Origin of the sequence: Paraburkholderia sp. BCC1884 (assembly GCF_900996225.1) — a bacterium.
Classification (GTDB): Bacteria; Pseudomonadota; Gammaproteobacteria; order Burkholderiales; family Burkholderiaceae; genus Paraburkholderia.
In genome coordinates this window covers 49,501-75,178 of the sequence record NZ_CAAJGL010000156.1, presented here as the reverse complement: position 1 = coordinate 75,178, position 25,678 = coordinate 49,501, and the positions used below count along the sequence as shown (strand labels likewise).

At 63.2% G+C, this 25,678-nt stretch carries 19 protein-coding genes; 13 read left to right on the top strand and 6 right to left on the bottom strand.

What is annotated here, in order from left to right; translation table 11 throughout:
• Positions 1 to 207: 207 nt before the first annotated feature.
• The gene (locus FQ705_RS32865; protein ID WP_144149066.1) at positions 208 to 1,695 is read right to left on the bottom strand and encodes an MFS transporter; all 1,488 of its coding nucleotides are present in this window, start codon (positions 1,693 to 1,695) and stop codon (positions 208 to 210) included.
• A 239-nt stretch (positions 1,696 to 1,934) separates the two neighbouring features.
• Here FQ705_RS32865 and FQ705_RS32860 point away from each other — a divergent pair, with 239 nt between their 5' ends.
• Both FQ705_RS32860 and cobF read left to right on the top strand, forming a co-directional pair.
• On the top strand, positions 1,935 to 2,861 hold the full coding sequence (locus tag FQ705_RS32860) for a LysR family transcriptional regulator (protein ID WP_144149064.1): 927 nt from the start codon (positions 1,935 to 1,937) through the stop codon (positions 2,859 to 2,861).
• Positions 2,861 to 3,625: a precorrin-6A synthase (deacetylating) gene (gene cobF, locus FQ705_RS32855; RefSeq protein ID WP_144149062.1), complete on the top strand. Its 765-nt coding sequence runs from the start codon at positions 2,861 to 2,863 to the stop codon at positions 3,623 to 3,625. The genes FQ705_RS32860 and cobF overlap by 1 nt, the downstream gene beginning before the upstream one ends.
• A gap of 5 nt (positions 3,626 to 3,630) precedes the next feature.
• Here the strand turns inward: cobF and FQ705_RS32850 are convergent, their stop codons facing one another.
• A complete protein-coding gene (locus FQ705_RS32850) occupies positions 3,631 to 4,914 on the bottom strand; it encodes a cystathionine gamma-synthase family protein (RefSeq protein WP_144149060.1) in 1,284 nt (427 codons plus the stop codon).
• A gap of 209 nt (positions 4,915 to 5,123) precedes the next feature.
• A complete protein-coding gene (gene metE, locus FQ705_RS32845; protein WP_144149058.1) occupies positions 5,124 to 7,415 on the bottom strand; it encodes a 5-methyltetrahydropteroyltriglutamate--homocysteine S-methyltransferase in 2,292 nt (763 codons plus the stop codon).
• Between the two features lie 109 nt (positions 7,416 to 7,524).
• Here metE and FQ705_RS32840 point away from each other — a divergent pair, with 109 nt between their 5' ends.
• Positions 7,525 to 8,439: a LysR family transcriptional regulator gene (locus FQ705_RS32840; RefSeq protein ID WP_144149057.1), complete on the top strand. Its 915-nt coding sequence runs from the start codon at positions 7,525 to 7,527 to the stop codon at positions 8,437 to 8,439.
• A 42-nt stretch (positions 8,440 to 8,481) separates the two neighbouring features.
• The gene (locus tag FQ705_RS32835; RefSeq protein WP_144149055.1) at positions 8,482 to 9,771 is read left to right on the top strand and encodes an HD domain-containing protein; all 1,290 of its coding nucleotides are present in this window, start codon (positions 8,482 to 8,484) and stop codon (positions 9,769 to 9,771) included.
• Between the two features lie 346 nt (positions 9,772 to 10,117).
• Here the strand turns inward: FQ705_RS32835 and FQ705_RS32825 are convergent, their stop codons facing one another.
• Positions 10,118 to 10,966 carry an IclR family transcriptional regulator gene (locus FQ705_RS32825; protein WP_144149051.1) on the bottom strand — a complete coding sequence of 283 codons (849 nt, stop codon included), beginning with the start codon at positions 10,964 to 10,966 and terminating at the stop codon, positions 10,118 to 10,120.
• A gap of 140 nt (positions 10,967 to 11,106) precedes the next feature.
• Here FQ705_RS32825 and FQ705_RS32820 point away from each other — a divergent pair, with 140 nt between their 5' ends.
• The gene (locus FQ705_RS32820) at positions 11,107 to 13,428 is read left to right on the top strand and encodes a cytochrome P450/oxidoreductase (protein ID WP_144149049.1); all 2,322 of its coding nucleotides are present in this window, start codon (positions 11,107 to 11,109) and stop codon (positions 13,426 to 13,428) included.
• A gap of 159 nt (positions 13,429 to 13,587) precedes the next feature.
• Positions 13,588 to 14,025, top strand: coding sequence for a hypothetical protein (locus FQ705_RS32815; protein ID WP_144149047.1), 438 nt, complete (start codon positions 13,588 to 13,590; stop codon positions 14,023 to 14,025).
• 7 nt (positions 14,026 to 14,032) lie between these two features.
• Here FQ705_RS32815 and FQ705_RS32810 read toward each other — a convergent pair whose 3' ends face one another.
• Positions 14,033 to 14,731 carry a GntR family transcriptional regulator gene (locus FQ705_RS32810; RefSeq protein WP_144149045.1) on the bottom strand — a complete coding sequence of 233 codons (699 nt, stop codon included), beginning with the start codon at positions 14,729 to 14,731 and terminating at the stop codon, positions 14,033 to 14,035.
• A gap of 163 nt (positions 14,732 to 14,894) precedes the next feature.
• Here FQ705_RS32810 and FQ705_RS32805 point away from each other — a divergent pair, with 163 nt between their 5' ends.
• From FQ705_RS32805 to hemB, 4 genes are all read left to right on the top strand, one after another.
• Positions 14,895 to 16,088 (top strand): acyl-CoA dehydrogenase family protein, encoded by a 1,194-nt coding sequence (locus FQ705_RS32805; RefSeq protein ID WP_144149437.1) that lies wholly within the window; start codon positions 14,895 to 14,897, stop codon positions 16,086 to 16,088.
• Positions 16,088 to 17,152, top strand: coding sequence for a phosphotransferase family protein (locus FQ705_RS32800; protein ID WP_144149043.1), 1,065 nt, complete (start codon positions 16,088 to 16,090; stop codon positions 17,150 to 17,152). Before FQ705_RS32805 ends, FQ705_RS32800 begins: the two co-directional genes overlap by 1 nt.
• Before the next feature lie 57 nt (positions 17,153 to 17,209).
• Complete coding sequence (locus FQ705_RS32795) at positions 17,210 to 18,601, top strand: TIGR00366 family protein (protein ID WP_144149041.1); 1,392 nt, start codon at positions 17,210 to 17,212, stop codon at positions 18,599 to 18,601.
• 250 nt (positions 18,602 to 18,851) lie between these two features.
• Positions 18,852 to 19,826: a porphobilinogen synthase gene (gene hemB / locus FQ705_RS32790; protein ID WP_144149039.1), complete on the top strand. Its 975-nt coding sequence runs from the start codon at positions 18,852 to 18,854 to the stop codon at positions 19,824 to 19,826.
• A gap of 71 nt (positions 19,827 to 19,897) precedes the next feature.
• Here hemB and FQ705_RS32785 read toward each other — a convergent pair whose 3' ends face one another.
• Positions 19,898 to 21,067: a porin gene (locus FQ705_RS32785; RefSeq protein ID WP_144149037.1), complete on the bottom strand. Its 1,170-nt coding sequence runs from the start codon at positions 21,065 to 21,067 to the stop codon at positions 19,898 to 19,900.
• A 466-nt stretch (positions 21,068 to 21,533) separates the two neighbouring features.
• On the opposite strand from FQ705_RS32785, the gene FQ705_RS32780 reads away from it, so the two are divergent.
• The 3 genes from FQ705_RS32780 to FQ705_RS32770 all read left to right on the top strand — a co-directional run bounded on the left by FQ705_RS32780 (position 21,534) and on the right by FQ705_RS32770 (position 25,673).
• Complete coding sequence (locus FQ705_RS32780) at positions 21,534 to 22,274, top strand: response regulator (RefSeq protein WP_144149035.1); 741 nt, start codon at positions 21,534 to 21,536, stop codon at positions 22,272 to 22,274.
• Positions 22,271 to 23,644, top strand: coding sequence for a sensor histidine kinase (locus FQ705_RS32775; protein WP_144149033.1), 1,374 nt, complete (start codon positions 22,271 to 22,273; stop codon positions 23,642 to 23,644). Before FQ705_RS32780 ends, FQ705_RS32775 begins: the two co-directional genes overlap by 4 nt.
• Before the next feature lie 130 nt (positions 23,645 to 23,774).
• Complete coding sequence (locus FQ705_RS32770; protein ID WP_144149031.1) at positions 23,775 to 25,673, top strand: potassium transporter Kup; 1,899 nt, start codon at positions 23,775 to 23,777, stop codon at positions 25,671 to 25,673.
• Positions 25,674 to 25,678: the final 5 nt, after the last annotated feature.

Below are 25,678 nucleotides of genomic sequence, written 5' to 3'. Positions count from 1 at the left end.
GGTTCGGGCGCTATCTTGTGCGAAAGCGGGATAGCCGTATCCGCGCCGGCGGAATAAACCGGTCTGGCGCGGAGGTGGGGATCCCGGAACAGGAAGAATGATCGCACAAACTGCGCTTGCGGGTTGGCGGCGCGTATCAGGCGACGCCGTGGCGCTGACGCGGCGGGGAGCGCCGGGCCGGCCGTCGGCGTCGGAAAACGAGCCGCGTCAGCGCGCCGGCGCCTGGGCGCCGGTCTGAAAATCTTCTGCGTCGACGTCGTAGCCGGATGGCTCCCAGCGGATCGCGAGCAAAGCCAGCAACCCGCACAGCGGCGCGAACGCGATGATCCAGAACACGCGTGTGCTCAGTGCGGCGGCCAGCACCGGGAACAGAAACAACGACGCCGCCGAACTGGCGCGCATCAAGGTCTGATTGAAGCCCACGCCCACCCCGCGCAGCGAGGTCGGATAGCTCAGCGAGGCGAAGGTCATGCTGTGCGAGCCGGGGCCGATGCCCTGGCCCGCCAGGAAAGCGGCAAGCAAGGCGACGGCCGCGACCACCTCGGGTGTCGACGAAGGCCGGCCGACGATGGCCAGACCCAGCAGCGCGATCAACTGGAGAGAGTAGCCGAGCACCGTCAGGTTCCATGCGCCGAACTTCGGCACGATGCGCACCGCAATCACGCCGCCGACGAAAGCGAAACCCAGATTCAGCGCGAGCGACGCGAGAATCGTGGTCAGCATCGACTGCTTGAGGAAACTCGAAATGATGACCGGCAGACCAAACGCAACGGCGTTGTAGGCGAAAGCCGAGGCGATGCCGATCACCGTGGCCAGCACCGTGCGCTTCAGATAGACACCGTGCAGCAGTGCCGCGTAGTTGCGCCATGAACCCGCACGCACGGGCGCGCCTGCAGCGCTGGCTTGCAGGTCTTGCACCACTTCCGCGTCGATCCCATAGGAACGCTTCAGGATGCGCGCTGCACCTTCGAGGTCGCCCTGATTGGCGGCCCACACCGGCGATTCGCTGATGTACCGGCTGCGCACGGCGATGATGATGAGCGCCGGCACCGCGCCGAAGCCCAGAATCAGACGCCAGAGCAAACCCGAGTGACTGGCGGGCAGCGTCGAATAAAAGCCCAGCACGAGCAGGTACGAGATGCTGATGGCCGCGTACCACACGGGGCACCACGTCGCGATGCGCGCGGCCTTGTTGCCGCGTCCCGAGAGGCGCGAGAACTCGGCAAGAAAGGCCATCGCAACCGGCAGATCGATCCCTACGCCCAGTCCCATCACGAAGCGCGCGCCACCCAGCACCCACGCGTTCGGCGCAAAGGCGCAGGCCAGCGCGGCCACCACGAAGAAAAACATGTCGGCCATGAAGACGCGATAGCGGCCGATCTTGTCGGTGAGAAATCCGCCGAAGAAGGCGCCGAAAATCGCCCCGAACGTGATGGCCGATGCGACGAGCCCGGTGCCGGTCGGTGTCAGTGAAAATTCACGGGCGACGTCTTTGACGCCGAAAGCGAGAGCGCCGAGATCGTAGGCGTCGAGAAATACGCCGCCGAGCGCGATCGCGACGACGATGCGGGCATCGCTGCCGGCAGCCGCACCCTGATTGACGAGATTTGAAACGTCAGAGGCCGAACGGATGACGGGCTTTGCGGGCCCGGTTGTCGAAACAGCGGGCGAAGCGGGCGCAAAGGTGGTTGACATGCAAAGGAGACCGGCAAAGCGTGCATCCTACTGCGAGGCCCCGTCCAGGTACAAAGCCACATTTGTTATTTGCTAATGCCGCTTTTACAGGGCCGCCCGCCGATCGGGATTTCACCGTGCGTACGCTATGATTCATCCCGCGACGTGTTTTCAAATTCGTATGAGCCACATTCATATTCAAATCCATTCCCCGTTTTTCCACGGCCACAACCGAGATTGCGCGCCGCGCATGACACGCCATGCTTGAGTTGCGTCATCTGCGATCGCTGATCGCGATCTCCGAGTCCGACAAACTGGTGACGGCCGCCGAGCGCGTCAATCTCAGCCAGTCCGCGCTGTCGCATCAAATCCGCGATATGGAAGCGCACTACGAGGTCTCGCTGTTCGAGCGTACCCGGCAGGGCCTGCGCTTCACTGCCGCCGGCGAGCGGCTGCTCGTGCTGGCGCGCGAAGCGGTGGCCGCGGTCGCCACGGCGGAGCGTGACCTTGTCCGACTGAAGGGCGACGTGCGCGGCGAGCTGCGCATCGTGCTGGAGTGTCACACCTGCTTCGACTGGCTCATGCCGGTCATGGATGAATTCCGGCGCCGCTGGCCGGAAGTCGAAGTCGATCTGGTGGCGGGCTTTCATGCCGAGCCGATGAAACTGCTGAGCGAGGGCAAAGCCGATGTGGTGATCGGCTCGAAGCCTGCGGCCAGGCGCAATCTGCACATCGCACCGCTATTTCGCTTCGAGATCCAGGTGGTGATCGCCAACGAGCACCGCTTGCGCAACAAGCGGCGCGTCGGCCCCGCCGATCTGCAAGGCGAGACGCTGATTACGTATCCCGTGCCGGAAGCGCGCATCGATCTGATCCGCGAAGTGCTGGAGCCCGCCGGCATCAAGCTCGAACGGCGTACGGCGGAGTTGACCATCGCGATCATGCAACTGGTGGCCAGCCGCCGTGGCATCGCGGCCTTGCCGAACTGGGGCGTGAAGAATTACGTCGATCACGACTACGTCCTGGCTAAACGCGTCGGCCCAGGCGGGCTGTGGAGCGAGCTATACGCCGTTGCACCCAAAGGCATTGCAGGGCGTCCGTATTTCGACGATTTCGTGCGGATCGTGCGGGACATCTGCGCGGCGCAACTGGACAGCATCGAACTAATCAGTCAGGAACTCGCGTGATGAAAAAAATTCTGGTCATCGGCATTGGCGCCGGCAATCCGGATTACATGACCGTTCAGGCGATCCATGCGCTGAACCAGGCCGACGTATTCTTCGTGATGGACAAAGGCGTCGCGAAAGAGAAGCTGATCGCGCTGCGCAAGCTCATCATCGAACGGTTCGTGACGGACGATCGTTACCGCATCGTCGAGGCAAGCAGCCCCGAGCGTCGGCGTGACGACGCCGACTACCGCGCAACGATCGACGAACTGAACCGCGACAAGCAGTCGATCTTCGAGCGCCTGATTGCCGACGAATTGCGCGAAGACGAAGTCGGCGCGTTTCTGGTGTGGGGCGATCCCTCGCTCTACGACAGCACCATGCGCATTCTCGAGGCCATCGCGGAAGAAGGGCGGCTCGCGTTCGACTACGAGGTGATACCCGGCATCAGCAGTGTCCAGGCGCTCGCCGCGCAACACCGGATCGCGCTGAACCTGATCGGCCGCTCGGTCGAGATCACCAACGGCCGCGGCATCGCCGAAGGATTTCCGGAGAACGTCGACAGCGTCGTCGTGATGCTTGACTCGCAGAACTCATTCAAGCGCCTCGCGCACGAAGACCTCGATATCTACTGGGGCGCCTACGTCGGCACACCGGACGAAATCCTGATCGCCGGCAAACTGCGCGACGTCATGGATGAAATCGAGCGCGTGCGCGACGAGGCGCGCCGTACCCATGGCTGGATCATGGATACGTACCTGCTGCGCAGACGCGAGCGCGTTTGACGGGCTCAGCAGTTTTCCAGCGCGTACGACAGATCGGCGATCAGGTCGTCGGGATGCTCCAGTCCCACTGAGACGCGAATCAAACCTTCGGACACGCCTGCTGCGGCGCGCGCTTCAGCCGGGACGCCCGAATGCGTCGTCGAAGCGGGGTGGCAAATCAGCGACTCGGTGCCGCCGAGACTCACCGCCGATTTGAACAACGTCAGACTATTGATGAATCTGAACGCCTGCTCGCGCCCACCGTCGAGCACGAAGGCAAACGTCGACCCCGGCCCGCTGCACTGACGTTGATAGAGCGTCTGGTAGGCCGGGTCGTCGATCAGTTCCGGATGCAGCACCTTTACCGGGTGAAACGGATTGGCCGCGAGCCATCGCGCGACCGCGCTACCGCTTCGCGCGGCCTGCTCCATGCGCAGCACGAGGGTCTCCATGGAGCGCGTAATCATCCACGACGAATGCGGGTCCAGTTGCGAGCCGAGGGCGCTGCGGATCGAGCGTACTTTGGTAATCAGAGTGCGCTTGCCCGTCACGCCGCCGGCAACCAGATCGCTATGGCCGCCGATGTATTTCGTCAGCGAATACACGCTCAGATCGATGCCCTGTTTCACCGGCTTCTGATACAGCGGACCCAGCAAGGTGTTGTCGCAGACCGAGAGCGGGCGATAGCCGTGGCGCGTTTCGAAGGCGTCGATTTCGCGGCGTAGACCTTCGAGGTCGAACAAGGCGTTCGTCGGGTTGGCCGGCGTCTCGATGTAACACATCTTCACGATGCCTTTTTGCGCGGCGGCTTCGAGCGCATCGCGAATCGCCTGCACTGAAAGACCGTCGTCGATGATCTGGGACTGGATGCCCCATTCAGGCAGAAATTTTGAAATCAGCGTTTCCGTGCCGCCATACAGCGGGACCGACTGGACCACGCAGTCGCCGGGCCGCAGGAATGCCAGCAGGATCGCCGCAATGGCGGACATCCCGCTCGACGTGACAACTGCGGCTTCCGAGCCGTCGAGCAGCGCCAGACGGTCCTCGACGATTTCGAGGTTCGGATGATTGAAGCGGCTATACACGAGGCCCGCGCTTTCGCCTTCCGGCAGTGGCTTGCGGCCCGACACCATGTCGAAGAAATCGGCGCCGTCTTCGGCCGTGCGAAACGCGAATGTCGACGTCAGGAAGACGGGCGGCTTCACCGACCCTTCCGAGAGGAACGGATCGTAGCCGTAGGACATCATCTGCGTTTCGGGATGCAGATCGCGATCGGCAATCTGGCGTTTGTGGTAGTTGCGATAGGCCATGCTTTCTCCATGTCATGTCTTGGGGAAGATTGAACGGTGGTTGCAGTCCCAACGCGCACAACGCTTAAAGAGGATCGCTCTTCGAGCTAGCGCGTGACCATGCTACTCCTTGGCGAAGAATTCATCGCGAGCGGCACGGCCAGATAAAACAGACTGGCGAAAGGTTTCGTCATGGCGGAGAGAACCCGGCAGAGCACCGCGCGCGCGGCTTATACCATTGCGCGCAGCTTCTTCGCCGCCGCCACCATGTTGGTCAGCGCCGGCATGACTTCTTCCCACTGACGCGTCTTCAGGCCGCAGTCCGGATTCACCCACAGGCGCTGCGCCGGAATGCGCTCGGCGGCCTTCTTCATCAATTGCACGATGTGCTCTTCGGTCGGAATGTTCGGCGAGTGAATGTCGTACACGCCCGGGCCGATTTCATTCGGGTAGTTGAAGTTGTCGAACGCGTCGAGCAACTCCATGTCCGAGCGCGAGGTTTCGATCGTGATGACATCGGCGTCCATGTCGGCGATCGACGCGATGATGTCGTTGAACTCCGAGTAGCACATATGCGTGTGGATCTGCGTTTCGTCACGTACGCCGTTAGCCGCGATGCGGAACGATTCCACCGCCCAGTCGAGGTATTCCTGCCACTGCGACTGGCGCAGCGGCAGGCCTTCGCGCAGCGCGGCCTCGTCGATCTGGATCACGCGCACACCGGCCTTTTCGAGGTCCAGCACTTCTTCGCGGATCGCCAGTGCCAACTGGTAGCACGATACCGAACGCGGCTGGTCGTCGCGCACGAACGACCAGTTCAGGATCGTGACCGGGCCGGTCAACATGCCCTTCATCGGCTTGGTGGTGAGCGACTGGGCGTACTTGATCCACTCGACCGTCATGGCCTTCGGGCGGCTGATGTCGCCGAACAGGATCGGCGGCTTCACGCAACGCGAGCCATACGACTGCACCCAGCCGAACTGGCTGAAGGCGTAGCCGTCGAGCTGTTCGCCGAAATACTCGACCATGTCGTTGCGCTCGGCTTCGCCGTGCACCAGCACGTCGAGCCCCAGCGCTTCCTGCTCGCGCACGCTGCGTTCGATCTCGGCGCGCATCGCACGCTGATAGCCTGCCTGGTCCAGCACGCCGCTCCTGAACTGGCTGCGTGCATGGCGGATTTCGCCGGTCTGCGGGAACGAACCGATCGTCGTGGTCGGGTAGGCCGGCAGGTTCAGAAGGGCCGACTGCTTGTCGGCACGCGCCGGGTAAGCGTTTTTGCGTTGACCGAGGGCCGGGTTGATCTTCGCGAGAGCGGCTTTGACGGCCGGGTGGTCGACGCGCGGCGAAGCACGGCGTGCGGCAAGCGCGGCGCGGTTGGCGGCCAACTCGGCCTTGACCGCATCGCGGCCCTGGTTCAGCGCGGTGGCGAGCACGTTCAGTTCACCCAGCTTTTGCAGCGCGAAAGCGAGCCACGAGCGGACTTCCGCGTCGAGCTTCTGCTCGCTGTCGAGGTCGACCGGCACGTGCAGCAGCGAGCAGGACGGTGCGATCCACAGGCGTTCGCCCAGTTGCTTCGCGACCGGTTCGAGCCACTCGAGCACGCGGCTCAGATCGGTCTTCCAGACGTTGCGGCCGTTGATTACGCCGAGCGACAGCACGCGATCCCGTGGCAATTGAGCGATCACCGTATCGACTTCGGCGCGGGCATTGATCGCATCCAGATGCAGGCCCTGCACCGGCAGCTTGCAAGCCAGCGGCAGGTTGCCGAGCAATGGGCCGAAGTAGGTGGCCAGCAGCAGCTTGACCTTGCTCGTGGCGAGTGCCGCGTAGGCCGTTTCGTACGCTTTCTGCCATTCGGCGGACAGTTCGGTGACGAGGATCGGCTCGTCGATCTGAACCCATTCGACGCCTTGTGCGGCCAGCGTCGTGAGTAATTCCGCGTAGACGGGCAGGATGCGCGGCAACAGGGCCAGCTTGTCGGAGTCGTCCCTGGCTTTGCCGAGCGCGAGATAGGTCACCGGACCGACGATCACCGGCTTGACCTTGACGCCTTGCGCGCGGGCTTCGGCCAGTTGTTCCAGCAGACGCGACGCGTCGAGCCTGAATTCGGTCCTGGCGCTGAATTCGGGGACGATGTAGTGATAGTTGGTATCGAACCACTTGGTCATCTCGCCGGCCGCGACGCCGCCGCAGCAGGCGCTGTGATCTTCCGCACCCTTGGCCGAGCGGCCACGGGCGACGCGGAAGGCGTTGTCGAGCGCGTCGCCATGGAAACCGTGCACGCGTTCCGGCAGATTGCCCAGCGTGAAGCTCATGTCCAGCACCTGGTCGTAGAACGCGAAGTCGCCGGCGGCGGCGAGGTCGAGGTCGGTCTGGTCCGCCCAGTGACGCGCGCGCAACTGGGCGCCCAGCGCTTTCAGCTCGTCCAGCGACGATTCGCCTTTCCAGTAGGATTCCAATGCGAACTTCAGTTCGCGCTTCGCGCCGATGCGGGGGAAGCCCAGATTGTGTGTCGTTGCCATCGTTTCGCCTTGATTCGATCAGTTGCGGATGCGTGGATCGTAGCGACGGCATTCCATGAAGTAAAATGGTGATAATTCAATGAACCATTAGTTTTGCTCATGTGCGACCATGCTTGAAAGAATTCATCTGGCCATCGTTCAGGCGGTGGACGAGTACGGCTCGCTCACCGCTGCGGCGGACGTGCTGTGTGTGACGCAATCCGCGCTGAGTCACTCCATGAAAAAGCTGGAGCAGCAGTTGGGCACGGACATCTGGTTGCGCGAAGGGCGCAGTCTGCGTTTGACGCAGGCCGGTGAGTACCTGCTTGCCGTCGCCAATCGCGTGCTGCCGCAACTGGCGCTCGCCGAGGAGCGTCTCACGCAATACGCGCAGGGCGAGCGCGGGGCTTTGCGCATCGGCATGGAATGCCATCCGTGCTATCAGTGGTTGCTCAAGGTGGTCGCGCCGTATCTGGCGAGTTGGCCGGACGTCGATGTCGACGTGAAACAGAAGTTTCAGTTCGGCGGCATTGGCGCGCTGTTCGGCTACGAGATCGATCTGCTCGTGACACCTGACCCGCTGTACAAGCCCGGTTTGCGCTTCGAACCCGTGTTCGATTACGAACAGGTGCTGGTGGTGAATCGCGAGCATCCGCTCGCCGGCGCCGACTATGTCAAGCCGGAGCAACTGACCCAGGAAGTGCTGGTCACTTATCCGGTGGAGACCGATCGGCTCGATATCTACAATCAGTTTCTGATGCCGGCAGGCGTCACGCCCAGGCGTCACAAGGCCATCGAAACGACCGACATCATGCTGCAGATGGTGGCGAGCGGCCGGGGCGTCGCGGCGCTGCCGCGTTGGCTGGTGGAAGAATACGCGGGCAAGATGAATCTCGTGCCGGTGCGCCTGGGCAGGAAGGGCATTGCCAAACAGATTTTTTTGGGCGCCCGCGAAACCGATACCGACGTCGATTATCTGAAGGCATTCGTCGACATGGCGCGCAAGCCGCCGACAGCTTCAGTCGAACCGAAGGAAACGCCATGACACAGTATCTGCAGCGCGAGCCGCTCGCCGTGCTAACCGTGAGTGCCTACGCTGCTACGTGATCCCATCCATGGCGATATCGAGCTGACCGCTCTCGAGACGGCGGTCGTCGACCTGCCGGTGATGCAGCGGCTGCGCGGTATCAAGCAACTCGGCACGGCGCATCTGGTGTATCCCGGCGCACTGCATACGCGCTTCGATCACTCGGTCGGAGTCTGCGCGGTCGCGCATCGGATCGTCGCGAGCTTGCGTCGTTCGGGCGTGCAGATTCCCACGGAACTGGAAGAAGTGATTGGCGTGGCGGCTTTGCTGCACGACGTCACCCACGTGCCGTTCGGCCACACGTTGGAGGACGAGCGCCGTTTATTCGCGCGGCACGACAAAGGCTCACGTCTGACGGACATGTTTGCAGGTAAACCTGGCGAAGCGCTGGGCCGCCTGGGCATTCGCGATCTCGTGGGCGGCCTGCTCGGCTTGCCGTCGACGGAAAGGGCACCGGCTTGGGCGAAGGATATCGTGTCGGGCAGCATCGACGCCGATCTGCTCGACTATCTGCGTCGCGATAGCTTCTTTGCCGGTCTTGCTCAGGACTACGACGACCGGATATTCCGCTGCTTCGCCGAACACGACGACCGGCTCGTCATCAGGCTGGCAAAGCACGGTATGGACCGGCCGGATGCCCGTTCCGAAGTGATCGGCGTGCTGCGGTTGCGCTACTACCTGACCGAGCGCGTCTACTATCACCACACCAAAGTCGTAGCGGGTGCGATGATTTCCAAGTCGGTGGAGATTGCGCTCGATCACGGCGTGCTCGCCGAAGGCGACCTGCTGGAACTCAACGACTGGACCTTGCTGGATCGTCTCGCGCGCTGCGGCGTAGCGGATGCCGCCGCGCTTGCACGACGCACCTTGAATCGCGACCTGCTCAAACGCGGCTACGTCGTCTCCGGCCGGAGCGTGCCGCTCGCACTGCGAAAAGACTGGGTGGCCCGCTATCACGCCTCGCGGATGGGGCGTGCGCGAGCCGAAGCGGAACTCGCAGAGAAGTTGAACCTGCCATTTGCGGATGTCGTGCTGTACTGCCCCGCACTCACCGCGATGAAGGAAGCCTCCGTACCGGTCGAGACCAGCCGGGGGCTCGAGTATCTGAACGACGCAGGCAGTAGCGCTTTCGCGGAGATCGGCGCACTGCAGGATCGCTATGCCGACCTCTGGCGGTTTTATCTATTCGTACCGGAGAGCGCGCTTGGGCGTGCCGCTTCGGTGGCGGGCGAGATGTTCGACGTGCCGTGCGAACTCGCGCAAACATGCCGGTTCAGACAGTCGGAATAACGACACGGAATTAACTACCGTTCAAGTCCACTGAATAACGCCACTTGCTCGCGCTGGAATCGATGCGCTCATCATTGATGCGCCGTTTTTCAGCGCGTGCGCGGTCCGCTTGTTGCAACGCCTGGCTTTGCGCCTGACGCGAAATTGCGTACTCGCTCACGACGCTGGTTGTTCGCGGTGCCACTTGAGTTTGTGATCGCATCATCATTCCAGAATGGGGTCACAGAGCGCGACCGATCGTCCGACTGTATACCCATAGCGAAATGTAAGCACGCTTTCCTTGGTGATAGCTGAAGCCGCTACGCAAACCCTCTCATCCCTCACGCACCCGCGATACGGCGGAGCATTAAACCGGACGCGACGCGCCAGCAAAACCAAGCCGCGTACTAATCGCCGCCGCTTCGCGTCTTACCGCCGTGGCGACCGGTCCGTCGATCGAGCAATCGAAGCCGCCGGTTGCACCGAGCGCCGTGAGCGTCGCGCACAAGCGCCCGTTGAAATCGAAGAGCGGCGCGGCCACCGCGCTGATGCCTTTGAGGTACGTGTCTTTGACCGTCGCGCACCGCACGCCTTGCACGTCGGCACGCAGGCGGCCAATCGGATCGTCCGCGTCGAGTTGCGCGCGCAGATCGTCCGTGGCCTGGGTCAACTCGTCTTGCGCCATCGCGAGGATGCGCGATTCGTCCAGCAGGCCCAGAAAAAGCCGGCCCGTTGCCGACCACAACACCGACATCACTGACCCCACGCGGACGTTGACGGTGACCGGCAAGCCCGGCTCTTCGAAACGCACGATCGTCGGTCCGCGGTTGCCCATTACCGCGATGAAACAGGTGACCTCGAGGCTTTCCCTCAACCGCACCAGTGACGGCTCCGCGATACGAATCGGGTCGACCTGCCGCATTGCCGCAAGACCGATCGTGAGGCACTCCGGGCCCAACACGTACTGCTGCGTGGCCGCCTCCTGCACGATCAGCGATTCTTCGATCAGACTGACCAGATAGCGGTGCACCTTGGCGGGACTCTCGTCGACGTAAGCCGCCAGCGCCGTCAGCGAAGCCCGTCCACCGAGCGTGGCCAGACCTTTGAGCAGCACGACGGCGGTCGTGGCGGATTGCACGCGTTGGCGTCGCTCGCGCTCGGGCACTGCCGCGATGGGCGCGCCCGCCGTAGGCGCTTCGATTGGATTTTTTTTCATGGCTGCATTCTAGCGGGCACTCTTTCCGGACCAAGGTTTCATCAAAGCGTGGTCGTCGCTTCATCTCGTAAACCCCGAGAACCTAGTTACGCATTGCGTATTATAGTTACGCAAATGGTTATCTGGCGCAGGAGACTTTGATGAGCGAGACGAATTCAACGGAGCGTGGCTCCGCTTGTCCCTTCAACCACGGCGCACCAGCGTGTCCCGTCAGCCAGCGGGCCGCGGACTTCGATCCGTTCGAAGACGGCTATCAGCAGGACCCGCCGGAATACGTGCGCTGGGCACGCGAACAGGAACCGGTCTTTTACAGCCCGAAACTCGGCTACTGGGTCGTCACCCGTTACGACGACATCAAGGCGATCTTTCGCGACAACCTCACGTTCAGTCCATCGATCGCGCTCGAAAAAATCACGCCGACAGGCCCCGAAGCGAATGCCGTGCTCGCGTCATATGGCTTCGCGCTGAACCGCACGCTCGTGAACGAGGACGAACCGGCGCATATGCCGCGTCGTCGCGCGCTCATGGACCCGTTCACGCCGGAGGAACTGCTGCATCACGAGCCGATGGTGCGGCATCTCGCGCGCGAATACGTCGACCGTTTCATCGACGACGGCCGCGCGGATCTCGTCGACCAGATGCTGTGGGAAGTGCCGCTGACCGTCGCGCTGCATTTTCTCGGCGTGCCGGAAGAGGACATGGACACGCTGCGCGAATACTCGATTGCGCACACGGTCAACACGTGGGGCCGTCCCAGGCCCGAAGAACAGGTGGCCGTCGCGCATGCCGTGGGCAAATTCTGGACGTTCGCGGGCAAGGTGCTCGACAAGATGCGCCAGAATCCCGACGCGCCCGGCTGGATGCAATACGGCATTCGCAAGCAGAAGGAACTGCCGGACGTCGTGACCGACTCCTATCTGCATTCGATGATGATGGCGGGGATCGTCGCCGCGCACGAGACCACCGCGAACGCCACGGCCAATGCCATGAAGCTGCTGCTCGAGCATCCCCAGGCATGGCGCGATATCTGCGAAGACCCGAGCCTGATTCCGAATGCCGTGGAAGAGTGCTTGCGGCACAACGGTTCGGTCGCGGCGTGGCGGCGTCTCGCCACGCGTGACGTGGTGATCGGGGGGATCGACATTCCGTCGGGATCGAAGCTGCTGATCGTCACGTCGTCGGCCAATCATGACGAGCACCAGTTCGCCGACGCCGATCTGTTCGATATTCGCCGCGAGAACGCCAGCGACCAGCTCACCTTCGGCTACGGTTCGCATCAGTGCATGGGCAAGAACCTCGCGCGCATGGAGATGCAGATCTTCCTCGAAGAGTTCACGCGACGTCTGCCGCACATGCGGCTCGCCGAGCAACGTTTCAGTTACGTGCCGAATACCTCGTTCCGTGGCCCGGAACATCTGCGGGTCGAATGGGACCCGGCGATGAATCCCGAGCGACGCGATCCCGCCGTGCTCGAATCGCGCGGCTCGGTGCGGATCGGCGAACCGTCGGCGCATGCGATCAGCCGGCCGGTGGTGGTCACGTCGCTATCGCGCGAGGCGCACGATATCGTGCGCGTGACGTTGGCATCGCCCGATGGACGGCCGCTGCCGCGCTGGAGTGCGGGCTCGCACATCGATGTCGCATGTGGCGCGACCGGAATCTCGCGTCAATACTCGCTGTGCGGCGATCCTGCGAATACGGCTGTGTTCGACATCGCCGTGCTCAGGGAGTCGCCAGGCCGCGGCGGTTCGCAATGGATGCACGACCACCTTCAGATCGGCGCGCAGTTGCGGATTCGCGGGCCACGCAATCACTTCCGTCTCGACGAAACGGCGACGAAGCTGATTCTGATCGCGGGTGGCATCGGCATCACGCCGATCAGCGCAATGGCGCGCCGCGCGAAAACACTCGGCCTGGACTACGAGATTCACTTCAGCGGACGCGCGCGGGATTCGATGGCCTTATTGCCGGCGCTGATCGCGTTGCACGGCGATCGGTTGCAGGTCTATGTATCGCAGGAAGGCACTCGCCATGATTTCGGCGCGCTGAAGGTGGACGCAGGCACCCAGGTCTATGCATGCGGCCCGGTTCGCATGCTCGATGCGCTGCAGGAAGCCAGCGCGGGCTGGCCCGACGACGCGCTGAAAGTGGAGCATTTCGAATCGAAGCTCGGCGCGCTCGACCCCGCCAACGAGCACGCCTTCGAGGTCGAATTGAAGGACTCGGGTCTGGTCGTGATGGTGCCGGCGGATCAAACGCTGCTCGCCGCGCTGCGCAAAGCAAACGTGGACGTTCAGAGCGATTGTGAAGAAGGCCTATGCGGCTCGTGCGAAGTTCGCGTGCTGGCGGGCGAGGTCGATCATCGCGACGTGGTGTTGACCCGCGGCGAGCGGCAATCCCATACGCGGATGATGACCTGTTGCTCGCGCGCTGCCGGAAAGCGACTGGTACTCGAACTCTAGGCTGCGATTTTGCCCACGAGCTAAACCTTCGTATAGGTCGCACCAACCAATGGGGACGACTGGCAAACGTTTGTCGGATAGGCGGCGGAGCAAGGATGTTCTACCGTTCAGGTAAGGGCACATTCCCCGCAAACGATGCGTTCGGCTAGCGAGATTCTCATGGAAAAGATGGAAACCGATTTGGGCTTCGAACTGGGTCACGCGCAGTTTGCGTCGCCATGGTCGGCAACCGGACCGCGCACTTCGGTCGCTGCGCCCCTGGGCCGGTGGCTCGTGCTCGGCGTAATCGCCACGGGCATCTGGTCGCTGGTGGAAGCGCCGTTCGAAGTCTGGGGTGTGCCATGGGGCGCCGAGGTGGCGGCGTGCCTGCTGAGCAAGGTCTTATGGATCGGTTTGATCGCGCTCGTGCTCTTGCGGAATCGCACGGCGTTACTGGTCTACGGATTCCTCAGTGCGCTGAGCGTGGTGGCGGTCGGCTTCAGCCTGCCCGCCGAATTGCGGATTTTCCCCTTGGGCTTCGCTCTGTCGCTGGGGGAATGTGTGTTGAAAACGGTGGCGCTGAGCGCGTTACTGCGCCGGGCGCTGCGTAACCGTTGACGTCCGTTCAATCCGCCATGCCGGTCGCGACACGCTCGATCGCCTCGCGCACGTGCCGCACATGGTCGATGCCGGCAGCCTCGGCTTTCTTGCCGTCGCCCGCGAGGACCGCCGCGCCGATGCGGGCATAGTCCACGATCCGCATCTCGAGTAGTTCCGGCGTGCGATATTGCGCGTGCACGACATGCATCTGAACGGCGGGAAACAGACGGTTCAGTTCCCGGTTCGCCGCGATATCGAGCAGAGCACGATAGAAATTACGGCGCGCTTTGCTGAACGCCTCGCTACTCGATCTGACACGCTCGCTTGCAATATCGGCAAGCGCTAGCCGAAGCTCGGCCGCATGCGGCGAGCGTTTCCCATGACGAGCGGCGGCGCGGCCCAGCAAACCGGTCAGCAGTTCCGCCACCTCCATCACATCTCTGGCCTCCTGCAGCGAAAGCGAACGGATCGACGCACCGCGGTGACGATTCAGCTCGACAATGCCTTCGGCGGCCAGTCTCTGCAGCGCTTCGCGCACCGAATTCCTGCCGACGTCGAACTGTTCCGCGAGGTCCGCCTCGACGAGTCGCTGCGAGGGCACGAACGTGTGTCGCTCGAGTCCTCTGACGATCCCCATGAAAACGAGGTCCGACGCGCTGGCCGGCGACTGCCGCGGTGGGTTTCGAGCGTCGGATTGCGCGGTGGTCTGGCTGGCTTTGGGCATAAGAAAAGGTCGTTCCGAACGGGGCGCATCCGCCCGTTTCGTGTCGTGACGCATTGGCGCGTCGTCATTCGTAGCACGATTGTAAGCTGTGCGTGCTTCGGATAATTGTCCTACAATCCAATCCTACAATATGCCTGATGGAGACGAAAGGACCATGAGCAGCATGAGCGTAGTCGGAACGCAGCGCGGCATCGAGATTGCCGCTCGCGTGGAGCAATTCGTGCGCGAGGTCGTGATCCCTTACGAATCCGATCCGCGCCGCACGAGTCACGGCCCGGAAGATGCATTGGTCGACGAACTGCGGGCCAAGGCGCGCGAGGTCGGACTTCTGACGCCGCACATCGGCGCGGACGGCAGTCATCTGACGCAACTCGAAACGGCTGCCGTGCTCAAGCGCTCGGGCCTCTCGCCGCTCGGGCCGCTTGCGTTGAACACGGCGGCGCCGGACGAGGGCAACATGTATCTGCTCGGCAAGATCGGCACGCCGCAGCAACAGGCGCGCTTTCTCGCGCCGCTGATCGCCGGCACCGCGCGCTCCGCGTTCTTCATGACCGAACCGTCGGCCGAAGGCGGGGCGGGCTCCGATCCGTCGATGCTGCAAACCACCGCCGGGCGCGATGGCGATAGCTGGGTCATCCACGGACGCAAGGCCTTCATTACGGGCGCCGCCGGCGCGCGAACCGGTATCGTGATGGCGCGCACCGGTTCGGCGGAGGCGGTCAAAGCCACCATGTTTCTCGTCGAACTGCCGCATCCCGCGGTACGGATCGAGCGTATCCTCGACACCATCGATAGTTCGATGCCAGGCGGCCACGCCGTCGTTTGCCTCGACGGTCTACGGGTGCCTCACGATCACGTGCTGGGCGAAGTGGACGAAGGCTTTCGCTATGCGCAAGTGCGTCTCTCGCCCGCCCGGCTGTCGCATTGCATGCGCTGGCATGGCGCGGCCACGCGCGCCAATGAAATCGCCACGGCGTACGCGTGTCGGCGCAAGTCGTTCGGCAAACTGCTGATCGACCATGAAGGCGTCGGCTTCATGCTCGCGGAAAATCTCATGGACCTCCAGCAGGCGGAATTGATGATCGACTGGTGTGCATCCATTCTCGATAGCGGTTCGCTCGGCACGCTCGAAAGTTCGATGACGAAAGCCTCGGTGTCGGACGCGCTGTTCCGGGTGGCGGATCGCTGCGTTCAGGTGATGGGCGGCACGGGAGTATCGGGCGACACCATCGTCGAACAGGTGTTTCGCGAGATTCGCGCGTTTCGCATTTACGACGGCCCGACGGAAGTGCACAAATGGTCGATTGCCAAAGCCATCAAGCGGCAGACGCTCGCCGCGACGCCAGGAGAGCGATGATGAGCGACATCCCCGACCAGTCCGGCACGGTAGCGGTGTCGCCGCGCAATCGGTTCGACGAGGCCCGGCTTGGCGCCTGGATGAAGCAGCATGTCGCCGGTTTCGACGGCCCGATCGAGGTGGAGCAGTTCAAAGGCGGCCAGTCCAATCCGACCTATCGCGTGCGTACCCCAACGGGCGATTACGTATTGCGTCGCAAGCCTTCCGGACCCTTGCTCAAAGGCGCGCACGCGATCGAGCGTGAAGCGCGCGTGGTCGCCGCGCTGGAACCGATCGATTTTCCCGTGCCCCATGTGCATGGCCTGTGTACCGACGACTCGGTGATCGGCAGCGCGTTCTATGTCATGGACATGGTGGCGGGGCGCATCTTCTGGGATGCGAGTTTCTCGTCCGCTCCGATTGCTTCGCGAGCGCAGTTGATGGACGCGATGAACGGCACCATCGCAAAGCTGCATCTCGTCGATCCGGTGGCGATCGGTTTGAGCGACTACGGCCGGGTTGGCGGCTATATCGAGCGCCAGGTCGCGCGCTGGTCCGGTCAGTATCAGCAGGACGAGCAGGCCGGCCGCAATGCCGACATGGACCGGCTCGCGCAATGGCTTCCCGAACACATTCCCGCCGCCGACGAAACCTCGATCGTGCACGGCGATTTTCGCGTCGACAACGTGATCTTCCACGCCACGGAACCGCGTGTCATCGCCGTGCTGGATTGGGAGCTGTCGACGCTGGGCCATCCGCTTGCCGACTTCGCCTATCACGCGATGATGTTCCGCATGCCGAGCGACATTCTCGGCGGTCTGGCCGGCGTCGACCTTGAGGCAGCCGGGTTGCCCAGCGAGGCCGGCTATGTGGCTGCCTATTGCCGTCGTACCGGACGAACCGGCATCCCGGATCTGGATTTCTACGTCGCCTTCAATCTGTTCCGCTTCGCGGCGATCCTGCACGGCATTCGCGGCCGCGTGGCGCGTGGCACGGCAGCGAGTGCGGACGCCCAGATCATGTCGGCGCGGCTCGAACGTGTGGCTGCGCTCGCATGGCAGCAGGCGCAGTCGTTGCACAAATGAAGTGAGCGCCGGTACGGCGCCGCTGTTGCTACAAGAACGTCTCATCAGGTCAAAAGCATGAATTCCACGCCTCCCCCCGCAATCAATCCCGCTCACAAGACAGGTTCCGCCAACCGCGTCGTCGGCGCCATGGTGTATGTCTTCGAACAGATCATGCCGGACCCGTTCGTGCTGTCGATCGGACTCACGGTACTGGTGATGCTGCTCGCGTTTGCGTTTGCGCCCCACGCATCGATTCCGGTCATGCTCAACTCGTGGTACACGGGCGTCTTCGGGATCTTCGGCTTCGCGCTGCAGATGATCCTGATTCTTTGCACCGGCTATGCGATCGCCGAGGCGCCGCTCGTGCAGCGCGGCCTGAAGGCGATGGTCGCGAATGTGAAAACGCCCGCGCGCGCGGCGTTGCTGGTGTTTCCATTCGTTGCGCTGGCGGCGTGGCTGAACTGGGGGCTGGGATTGATCGTCGGCGCGCTGCTATCGCGGGAAATCGCCAAGCGCGTCAACGTGGATTTTGCATGGCTCGTGGCGGGCAGCTACTCGGCGTGGTCCGTCTGCAATAGCGGTTTGTCGAGTTCCATCGCACTCTCGCAGGCGTCGCCCGGCAATGCGCTCAATCTCGCGGAAAAGGCGACCGGGCATGTGATCCCGTTGAGCCAAACGGTCTTCGCGCCGTTCGTGCTGGTCCCGACGATTCTGGTGGTGGTCGTCATGACCGGCATCTTCATCTGGATGCACCCGAAAGACGACGCCGTGCAGCGGTTCAGCGAGCGGCCGGAAACGGTCAGCGCGGAGCCCGATGCCCATTCGCGCAACGCCGAGGTGTCGTCGTTCGCCGGCCGAGCGGAGCGCTCGATCTTCGGCACGCTCGTTCTGCTCGCAATGGGCTGCGGCTATCTGTTCATGACGTGGCACGCCAAAGGCTTCGAACTCGATATCAACACGACGATCCTGATCTTTCTGCTGGTCGGCCTCGCGTTGCAGCGTACGCCGCTCGCCTACGCCAACTCGATCCGCAATGCGGCGCGGCAGACCGGCTCCATGTTGCTCCAGTATCCGATCTACGGCGGCATCATGGGCATCATGACGGGCACCGGTCTCGCCTCGACGATCGCCTCGACCTTCGTGGTGGTGGCGACGCCGTTGACGCTGCCGCTGTGGAGCTATCTGAGTTCGTTGATCATCACGCTGCTTTTGCCGAGCGCCGGCGGTCACTGGGCCGTTCAGGGACCGTTCGTGTTGCCCGCCGCGCTGAGTCTGCATGCGTCAGTTGCGCGCACCGCGATGGGCGTGGCCATGGCGGAAAACGTCTCGAACATGCTGCAACCGTTCTGGGCCGTGCCGGTGGTGGCCATTGCCGGCATTCGCATTCAGCGCGTGATGGGCTACACGGCGGTGACGTTTCTGGTGTCGCTGGTGATCTACGCCGCGGCGCTGCTGCTGGTGCCGTGAGGCGGCCGCGCCCAGCAGGCTCCGGGTGAGAGCGGTATGATCTCGGCGAGCTTGCTGGCGTGGTGGGTCGCTGAATCGTCGCGAGCACCGCGCGCGAACCCAAGCACAGCTTCATAGTCCATGTCCGTTGCCGTATGGCTGCGGGCCTCCAGTAACGATGCTCTCCGGCAGAGTGCGTCCGGCCCGTCGTCTCCACGGCGAGCCTGAGTCAAGCAATGCGCCGTGCCGGGAGCGAAGCAGGGAGCACCTCGTGTCAAGTCAGTTTCCCGCGGTCCGTCCGCGACGCCTTCGCCAATCGTCCACGCTGCGCACGATGTTTCAGGAGACCGAGTTCGATCTGAACGATCTGGTCTTGCCGATCTTCGTCGAAGAGGGCGTGAGCGACTTTGGCGTCATCACCAGCATGCCCGGCGTGTTGCGCATTCCCGAATCGAAACTCGCCGGCGAAATCGAGCGCTACGCGCGCGCGGGCATCCGGGCGGTGATGACCTTCGGCATCTCGCATCACAAAGACGAGATCGGAGCCGACACGTGGAATGAAAACGGCCTCGTGGCGCGTATGGCGCGCATCTGTAAAGACACCGCACCCGAACTGGTGGTGATGTCCGACACCTGCTTTTGCGAATACACCTCGCATGGACACTGTGGCGTGCTGCACGGCCATACCGTCGACAACGACGCGACGCTGGCCAATATCGGCAAGCAGGCGGTGGTGGCCGCGCGAGCCGGCGCGGATGTGATCGCGCCTTCCGCTGCGATGGACGGCCAGGTGCAGGCGATCCGCCGCGCGCTGGACGAAGCCGGCCACAGCGACACGTCGATCGTGGCGTACTCGACCAAGTTTGCTTCGTCGTTGTATGGGCCGTTCCGGGAAGCGGGCGGCACGACGCTGGAAGGCGACCGCAAAACCTATCAGATGAACCCGATGAATCGCCGCGAAGCCGTGCGCGAGTCGTTGCTGGACGAGGCGGAAGGAGCCGACTGCCTGATGGTTAAACCGGCGGGCGCGTATCTGGACGTTATCCGCGACATTCGCGAAGCGTCGCGTTTGCCGCTGGCGGCCTATCAGGTGAGCGGGGAATACGCGATGATCAAATTCGGCGCGGCAGCAGGCGCGATCGACGAGCATCGGGTCAGCCGCGAAACCGTCGGCGCAATCAAGCGCGCGGGCGCGGATCTGATTCTCACGTACTTTGCGATGGATTTCGCTCGCGACGGCATCTGACGCGAGGCATGACGGAATTCAGGCCGCGAGTTCTCGCGGCCTGAATTGTCATTGGAGCGCAATGCTGCCGTTCAGAACTTGTGACGCAGGCCGAAACTGACCAGTTCTTGCGTATTCGTGCCCGGATAGCCATACGAGCCCACGGATGCCTGCGCACTCACCACACCTGTTCCGTCCGCATTGAGCGTTTCGCCGCTGGCATGCTGCCACGCGCCGACCAGATAGACGTCCGTGCGTTTCGACAGGTTGTAGTCGGCGCCGAGCGATACCTGATGATAGGTCGCGCCCGTATCGCCCGTCGACTTCGTATAGCTGTAGCCCACGCCGACCAGCAGTGCCGGCGTCGCCTGATAGTTCACGAAGCCTTGCCCGGTGTTGAATTTCTCCGTCGAGTCGAACGCGGATTGCGCGTCGGACTTGTACTGCGAGTTGCTGTAGCCCAGACCGAAGGTGAACGGCCCCGCCACGTATTGCCCGGCCACCCGCGCGATGTTGATCGACTTCGCCGTCTGATACCCGAGGTTGACCAGCGAGCCGTCGAACGTGCCGTCCGAGGTGCCGCCCCAGGTGGTCCGCAGCGGCGTCGTCACGGATGCGTTATCGGCGACGAAATAGCCTGCTGCGAGAGAGAACGGCCCAGCGGTGTACGCAGCCGCGGCCGACCACGTCTGGCCCGAACCGGTCTGACCGGCCACGCCGCCAAGCGCATACATGCCTTCGATCTGCAGGCCCGAAAACACCGGCGAGACGTATTTGATGGCATTGCTCGTGCGTGAGCTGTTGTCGTAGTTGTCGACGTCGCCGACGGTCGCGAAGGTGCTGCCGAAGTAGTTATCGCCCGTCAGCCCCTGGACGAGGTCGACCAGCGGGTCGTATTGGCGCCCGAGCGTGAACGTGCCGAACTGGTCGCTCGCGAGGCCTACATACGCCTGACGGCCGAATTCGCGGCCACCCTGTCCCAATGCGCCGGTTGTCGGATTAAAACCGTTTTCCAACTGGAAAATGGCTTTCAGTCCACCACCGAGATCTTCCTGGCCTTTCAAGCCCCAACGTGTGCCGGACAGATCGCCGCCGCTACTGTTGCCGAGCGACCACAGGTTTTGCCCGGTCGCGGTCGCATTGTGGACGAAGGTGATGGATGTATCGATCGTTCCGTACAGCGTGACGCTGCTTTGGGCATGCGCGGATCCGGCGGCCGCACAGGCGGCGAGCGAGACCAGGCAAGGCTTGCTCCATTTCATTGTGTTCTCCAGATTGATGGCGCGGCCCGACGCGGCGCTCATGCAAAAGTAGCGGAATCAAAAAAAAATGCGCTGAAGCACGACAGATTGGGTGATGCGATAGCGACCACGACAAGGCGATGCCGCGGTCCATGATGAAATCCGGCTGAATCCAGTCTAGTCGAAAGTCTGACGAGTGGAAGGCGTAAAAGAAATCGCAGGGCGAATCGGTCGCGACGCCTGGCTCGACGTCGCGTTATTCAATTGGGGCTCGAATCCCTGGCGCGACGACGGCGGGCACGATCTGCGCCAGGCCGTAAGCCGCGCGTCGATGCGGGCGCACCATTCGGCGGTCCTTCTCCCGCAGACGCCGCGCCCTGCGTCGGTTGCCTCGAAGGGGGCGATCCGTATACGCTGGATGCCGGCCTCGCCGACGGCACGTCCGTCGGCCGGATGCAGATGAAACGTCAAAAGAGATGACCCTTCGATGGACACGACCGACCACATACTGATCGTCGACGACGACCGCGGCATTCGCGAGCTGATCGCCGGCTACCTCGAGAAAAATGCCATACGCGTCTCGCTCGCCGCTAACGGGCGGCAGATGCGCGCGGTGCTCGAGAGCGGCGCGCCGGACCTGATCGTCCTCGATCTGATGATGCCGGGCGAGGACGGCCTGGTGCTGTGCCGCGAACTGCGTGCCGGCAAGTTTCGCGCGGTGCCCGTGCTGATGCTCACGGCGCGCAACGAGGAAGCCGACCGCATCCTCGGTCTGGAAATGGGTGCCGACGACTACCTGCCCAAGCCTTTTGCGGTGCGCGAATTGCTGGCGCGCATCCGCTCGGTTCTGCGACGCGCGCGCATGCTGCCGCCCGGCATGCAGGTCGACGAGTCCGTGCAGATGCTGAGTTTCGGCGACTGGCGGCTCGACACCACCGCGCGCCATCTGCTCGATGCCGAAGGCACCATGGTCGCGTTGAGCGGCGCCGAGTACCGTCTGTTGCGCGTGTTTCTGGATAACCCGCAACGAGTCCTCACGCGCGACCAGTTGCTCAATCTGACGCAGGGACGCCAGGCCGATCAGTTCGACCGTTCGATCGACCTGATGGTGAGCCGCCTGCGGCAACGCTTGCGCGATGTCGCGCGCGAACCGCGTTACATCAAGACCTTGCGCAGCGAAGGCTACGTGTTTTCCGCAGGAGTCAGCGTGATCGCGGACGCGCCATGAACCCGCGCGCCTGGCTGCACTGGCCGCGCACCTTGTTCGCGCGGCTCACGGTGATTCTGTTCATCGGTCTCGCACTGGCGCAGGCCTTGTCGTTCTGGCTCACGTTGACCGAACGCGACCAGACCATGACCAATGTGATGATGGGTTACATCGAGCGCGAGGTGGCCAGCTCGGTCGCGCTGCTCGACCATTTGCCGGCCGACGAACGCGCGCAGTGGTTGCCGCGCCTCGCGCGGCGCAGCTACGAGTTCATTCTTGGGCCGGGCATCATCGGCGGCCCGCTCGACGCGCGTCTGTCGGCGCGGGTGGCGCACTCCATTGCCGAGGGAATCGGCACGAACTATCCGCTCACCGTGAATGCGGTGCCGGGCGATCGTGAGCGTCTGCAAGTCCATCTGAAACTCAACGACGGCACGCCCTTGACCATCGACATGCATCCCATGTCGGGCGCGCCGCTGTCGGGCTGGCTGCCGCTCGTGATGCTGCTGCAACTGGTGGTGCTGGTGGCGTGCTGCTGGCTGGCGGTGCGGCTCGCCACGCGTCCGTTGCAGGCGCTGGCGGTAGCGGCCGACACACTGGGCCCCGATCTGAAAGCGGTTCGTCTGCCGGAAGACGGGCCGTCGGAAGTCGCGCGAGCCGCGCGGGCGTTCAATGCGATGCAGGACCGCATGGCGATGTACATGGCCGAGCGCATGCAGATTCTCGCGGCGATTTCGCACGATTTGCAAACGCCGATCACACGCATGCGGTTGCGCGTCGACACGATGGAAAGCGAGTCGGACAGCGCGAAACTGCGCCAGGATCTGCAGGAGATGGAAGCGCTGGTGAAGGAGGGCGTGACGTACGCGCGCACGCTACATGGTGCGACCGAAGTGCCTTGCCGCATCGATCCCGACGCGCTGTTCGACAGTCTGGTTTGCGACTACGTCGACGCCGGGCAGGCGGTGTCCCTGCAGGGACAGTTCGGCGCGCCGATGATGACGCGTCCGCAGGCGTTGCGCCGCATCGTCGGCAACCTCGTGGACAATGCGCTGAAGTTTGGCGGCGCGGCGCAGATCGAGGTCGCGGTCTCGGCATCCTCCGATGCACAGGCGACCATCGTCGTGTCGGACCGGGGGCCAGGCATACCGGCAGAGTCGCTCGAAGCGGTGTTTCAGCCGTTCTACCGGCTCGAAGCGTCACGCAATCGCAGTACGGGCGGCACCGGACTCGGTCTCGCCATCGCCCGGCAACTGGCGCTTGCAATGGATGCTACGCTTACGCTTCATAACCGCGTGGGCGGCGGACTGGAGGCGCGATTGACTTTGCGCAATTCGAGTACACCTGTCATAAGCCAACGTAAGCAGACGCACGTCGATCCGTCGGCGTGAGCAGAACTGCTCGCTGAAGGCCGCGCGTCAGCTTCGCGCGGCCTTCTGAAAGGAAGCCACGGTAGGATTCGGCAAGCTCGAGCCTTGCCCTCCCACCGCCGTTGCTCTTTCGTCAGCTTACGACAGGCCTATGTCTTCCTCCGCGATTCCCTCGTCTTCTGCCGCCACCAAAGCTGCCCCCAACCTGGTGCTCGGGGCCATCGGCGTCGTTTTCGGCGACATCGGCACCAGCCCGCTCTACACGCTGCGCGAATGCCTCAAGGCGGCAGGCGGCATCACGCAGACGAACGTGTTCGGCATCGTCTCGCTGATTCTGTGGGCGATCGTCGTCGTCGTCACGTTGAAGTATGTGAGCTTCGTGATGCGTGCCGACAACGAGGGCGAAGGCGGCATTCTCGCGCTCACGGCACTGGCCTCGGGCGTGGCCCCGGAAAAACTGCGCCACGTGCTGTTGACCCTTGGGGTGTTCGGCGCGGCGATGTTCTACGGCGACTCGATGATCACGCCGGCCATCTCCGTGATTTCCGCGGTTGAAGGCGTGACCCTCGTCGATCCTCATCTCACCGAGTGGATCGTGCCGATCTCGCTGGTGATTCTCACCGGCCTCTTCAAGTTGCAAAAGCGCGGCACGGGTGCGGTCGGCAAGGTATTCGGCCCGATCATGATCGTCTGGTTCGTCACGCTCGCGGCGCTCGGCGTGTCGCATATCGTCACGCACGTTTCGATCCTGAAGGCCGTGTCGCCGTTCTACGCGGCGGTCTTCGTCGCGCACGCGCCGGGCACGGCGTTCATCGTGCTGGGTTCGGTGTTTCTGGCCTTGACGGGAGGCGAGGCGCTTTATGCCGACATGGGCCACTTCGGCAAAAAGCCGATCCGGCTCGCCTGGCTACTGCTCGTGCTGCCGAGCCTCGTGATGAATTACTTCGGCCAGGCGGCGCTGGTGCTCGAACGTCCCGCTGCCGTGGCGCAGCCGTTCTTCCAATCCGCACCTGGCTGGGCGTTGATCCCACTCGTGCTGCTCGCCACCGCGGCGACCATCATCGCCTCGCAGGCGGTGATCTCGGGCGCCTTCTCGATGACCAAGCAGGCCGTGCAACTGGGCTTTCTGCCGCGCATTCCGGTGGTGCATACGTCGTCGCACGAAATCGGCCAGGTGTATGTGCCGTTCATCAATGTCTCGTTGTACGCGGCGGTGGTGTTTCTCGTCGTGTTCTTCAAATCTTCCGACAACCTCGCGGCCGCGTACGGCATTGCGGTGGCGTCGACCATGCTGCTCACGACCTTGCTGATGTACTTCATCACGCACAGCCTGTGGCACTGGCGACCGCTCGCGAGTGCGAGCGTGATCGTGCCGCTCGTGCTGGTCGATGCCGTATTCGTGTCGAGTAACGTCAGCAAGGTGTTCGAGGGCGGCTGGTTTCCGCTTCTTGCGGGCGGCGTGCTCTTCACCGTGATGACTACGTGGCACAAAGGGCGCGAGACGCTCATGGAGCGCATGCGCAGCGACAACCTGCCGCTCGCGCCATTGATTCACTCGCTGTGCGACGGCTCCCATTCGCCGCCGCGCGTGAACGGCACCGCTGTGTTTCCCGGCGGAGTGGCCGGCATGGCGCCGAGCGCGTTTCTGCACAATCTGAAGCACAACGGCGTCATGCATCAGTTCAACATTTTCATGGCGGGCACGACGGACAATGTCCCTCACGTGCCGGACGAACAGAAAGCCGTGGTCGAAAATCTCGGCCACGGCTGTTACGCCATCACGGTGCGCCACGGCTTCACGGAGATTCCCAACGTGCCGCGCATTCTGGAACTGGCGCAGAAACAGATGCCCGAGTGGCACTATGAAACCGCCGACACCTCGTTCTTCCTCGCCCGCGACACCGTGCTCGCCACCGGCGTGAGCAAGGCGATGCCGTTGTGGCGCGAGAAGCTGTTCGCGTTCCTCGCGCGCAACGGGGCGCAAGCCGCCGAGTACTACAGTCTGCCCGCCAATCGCGTGGTGGAAATGGGCGGCCAGATCAACATCTAGCGCGC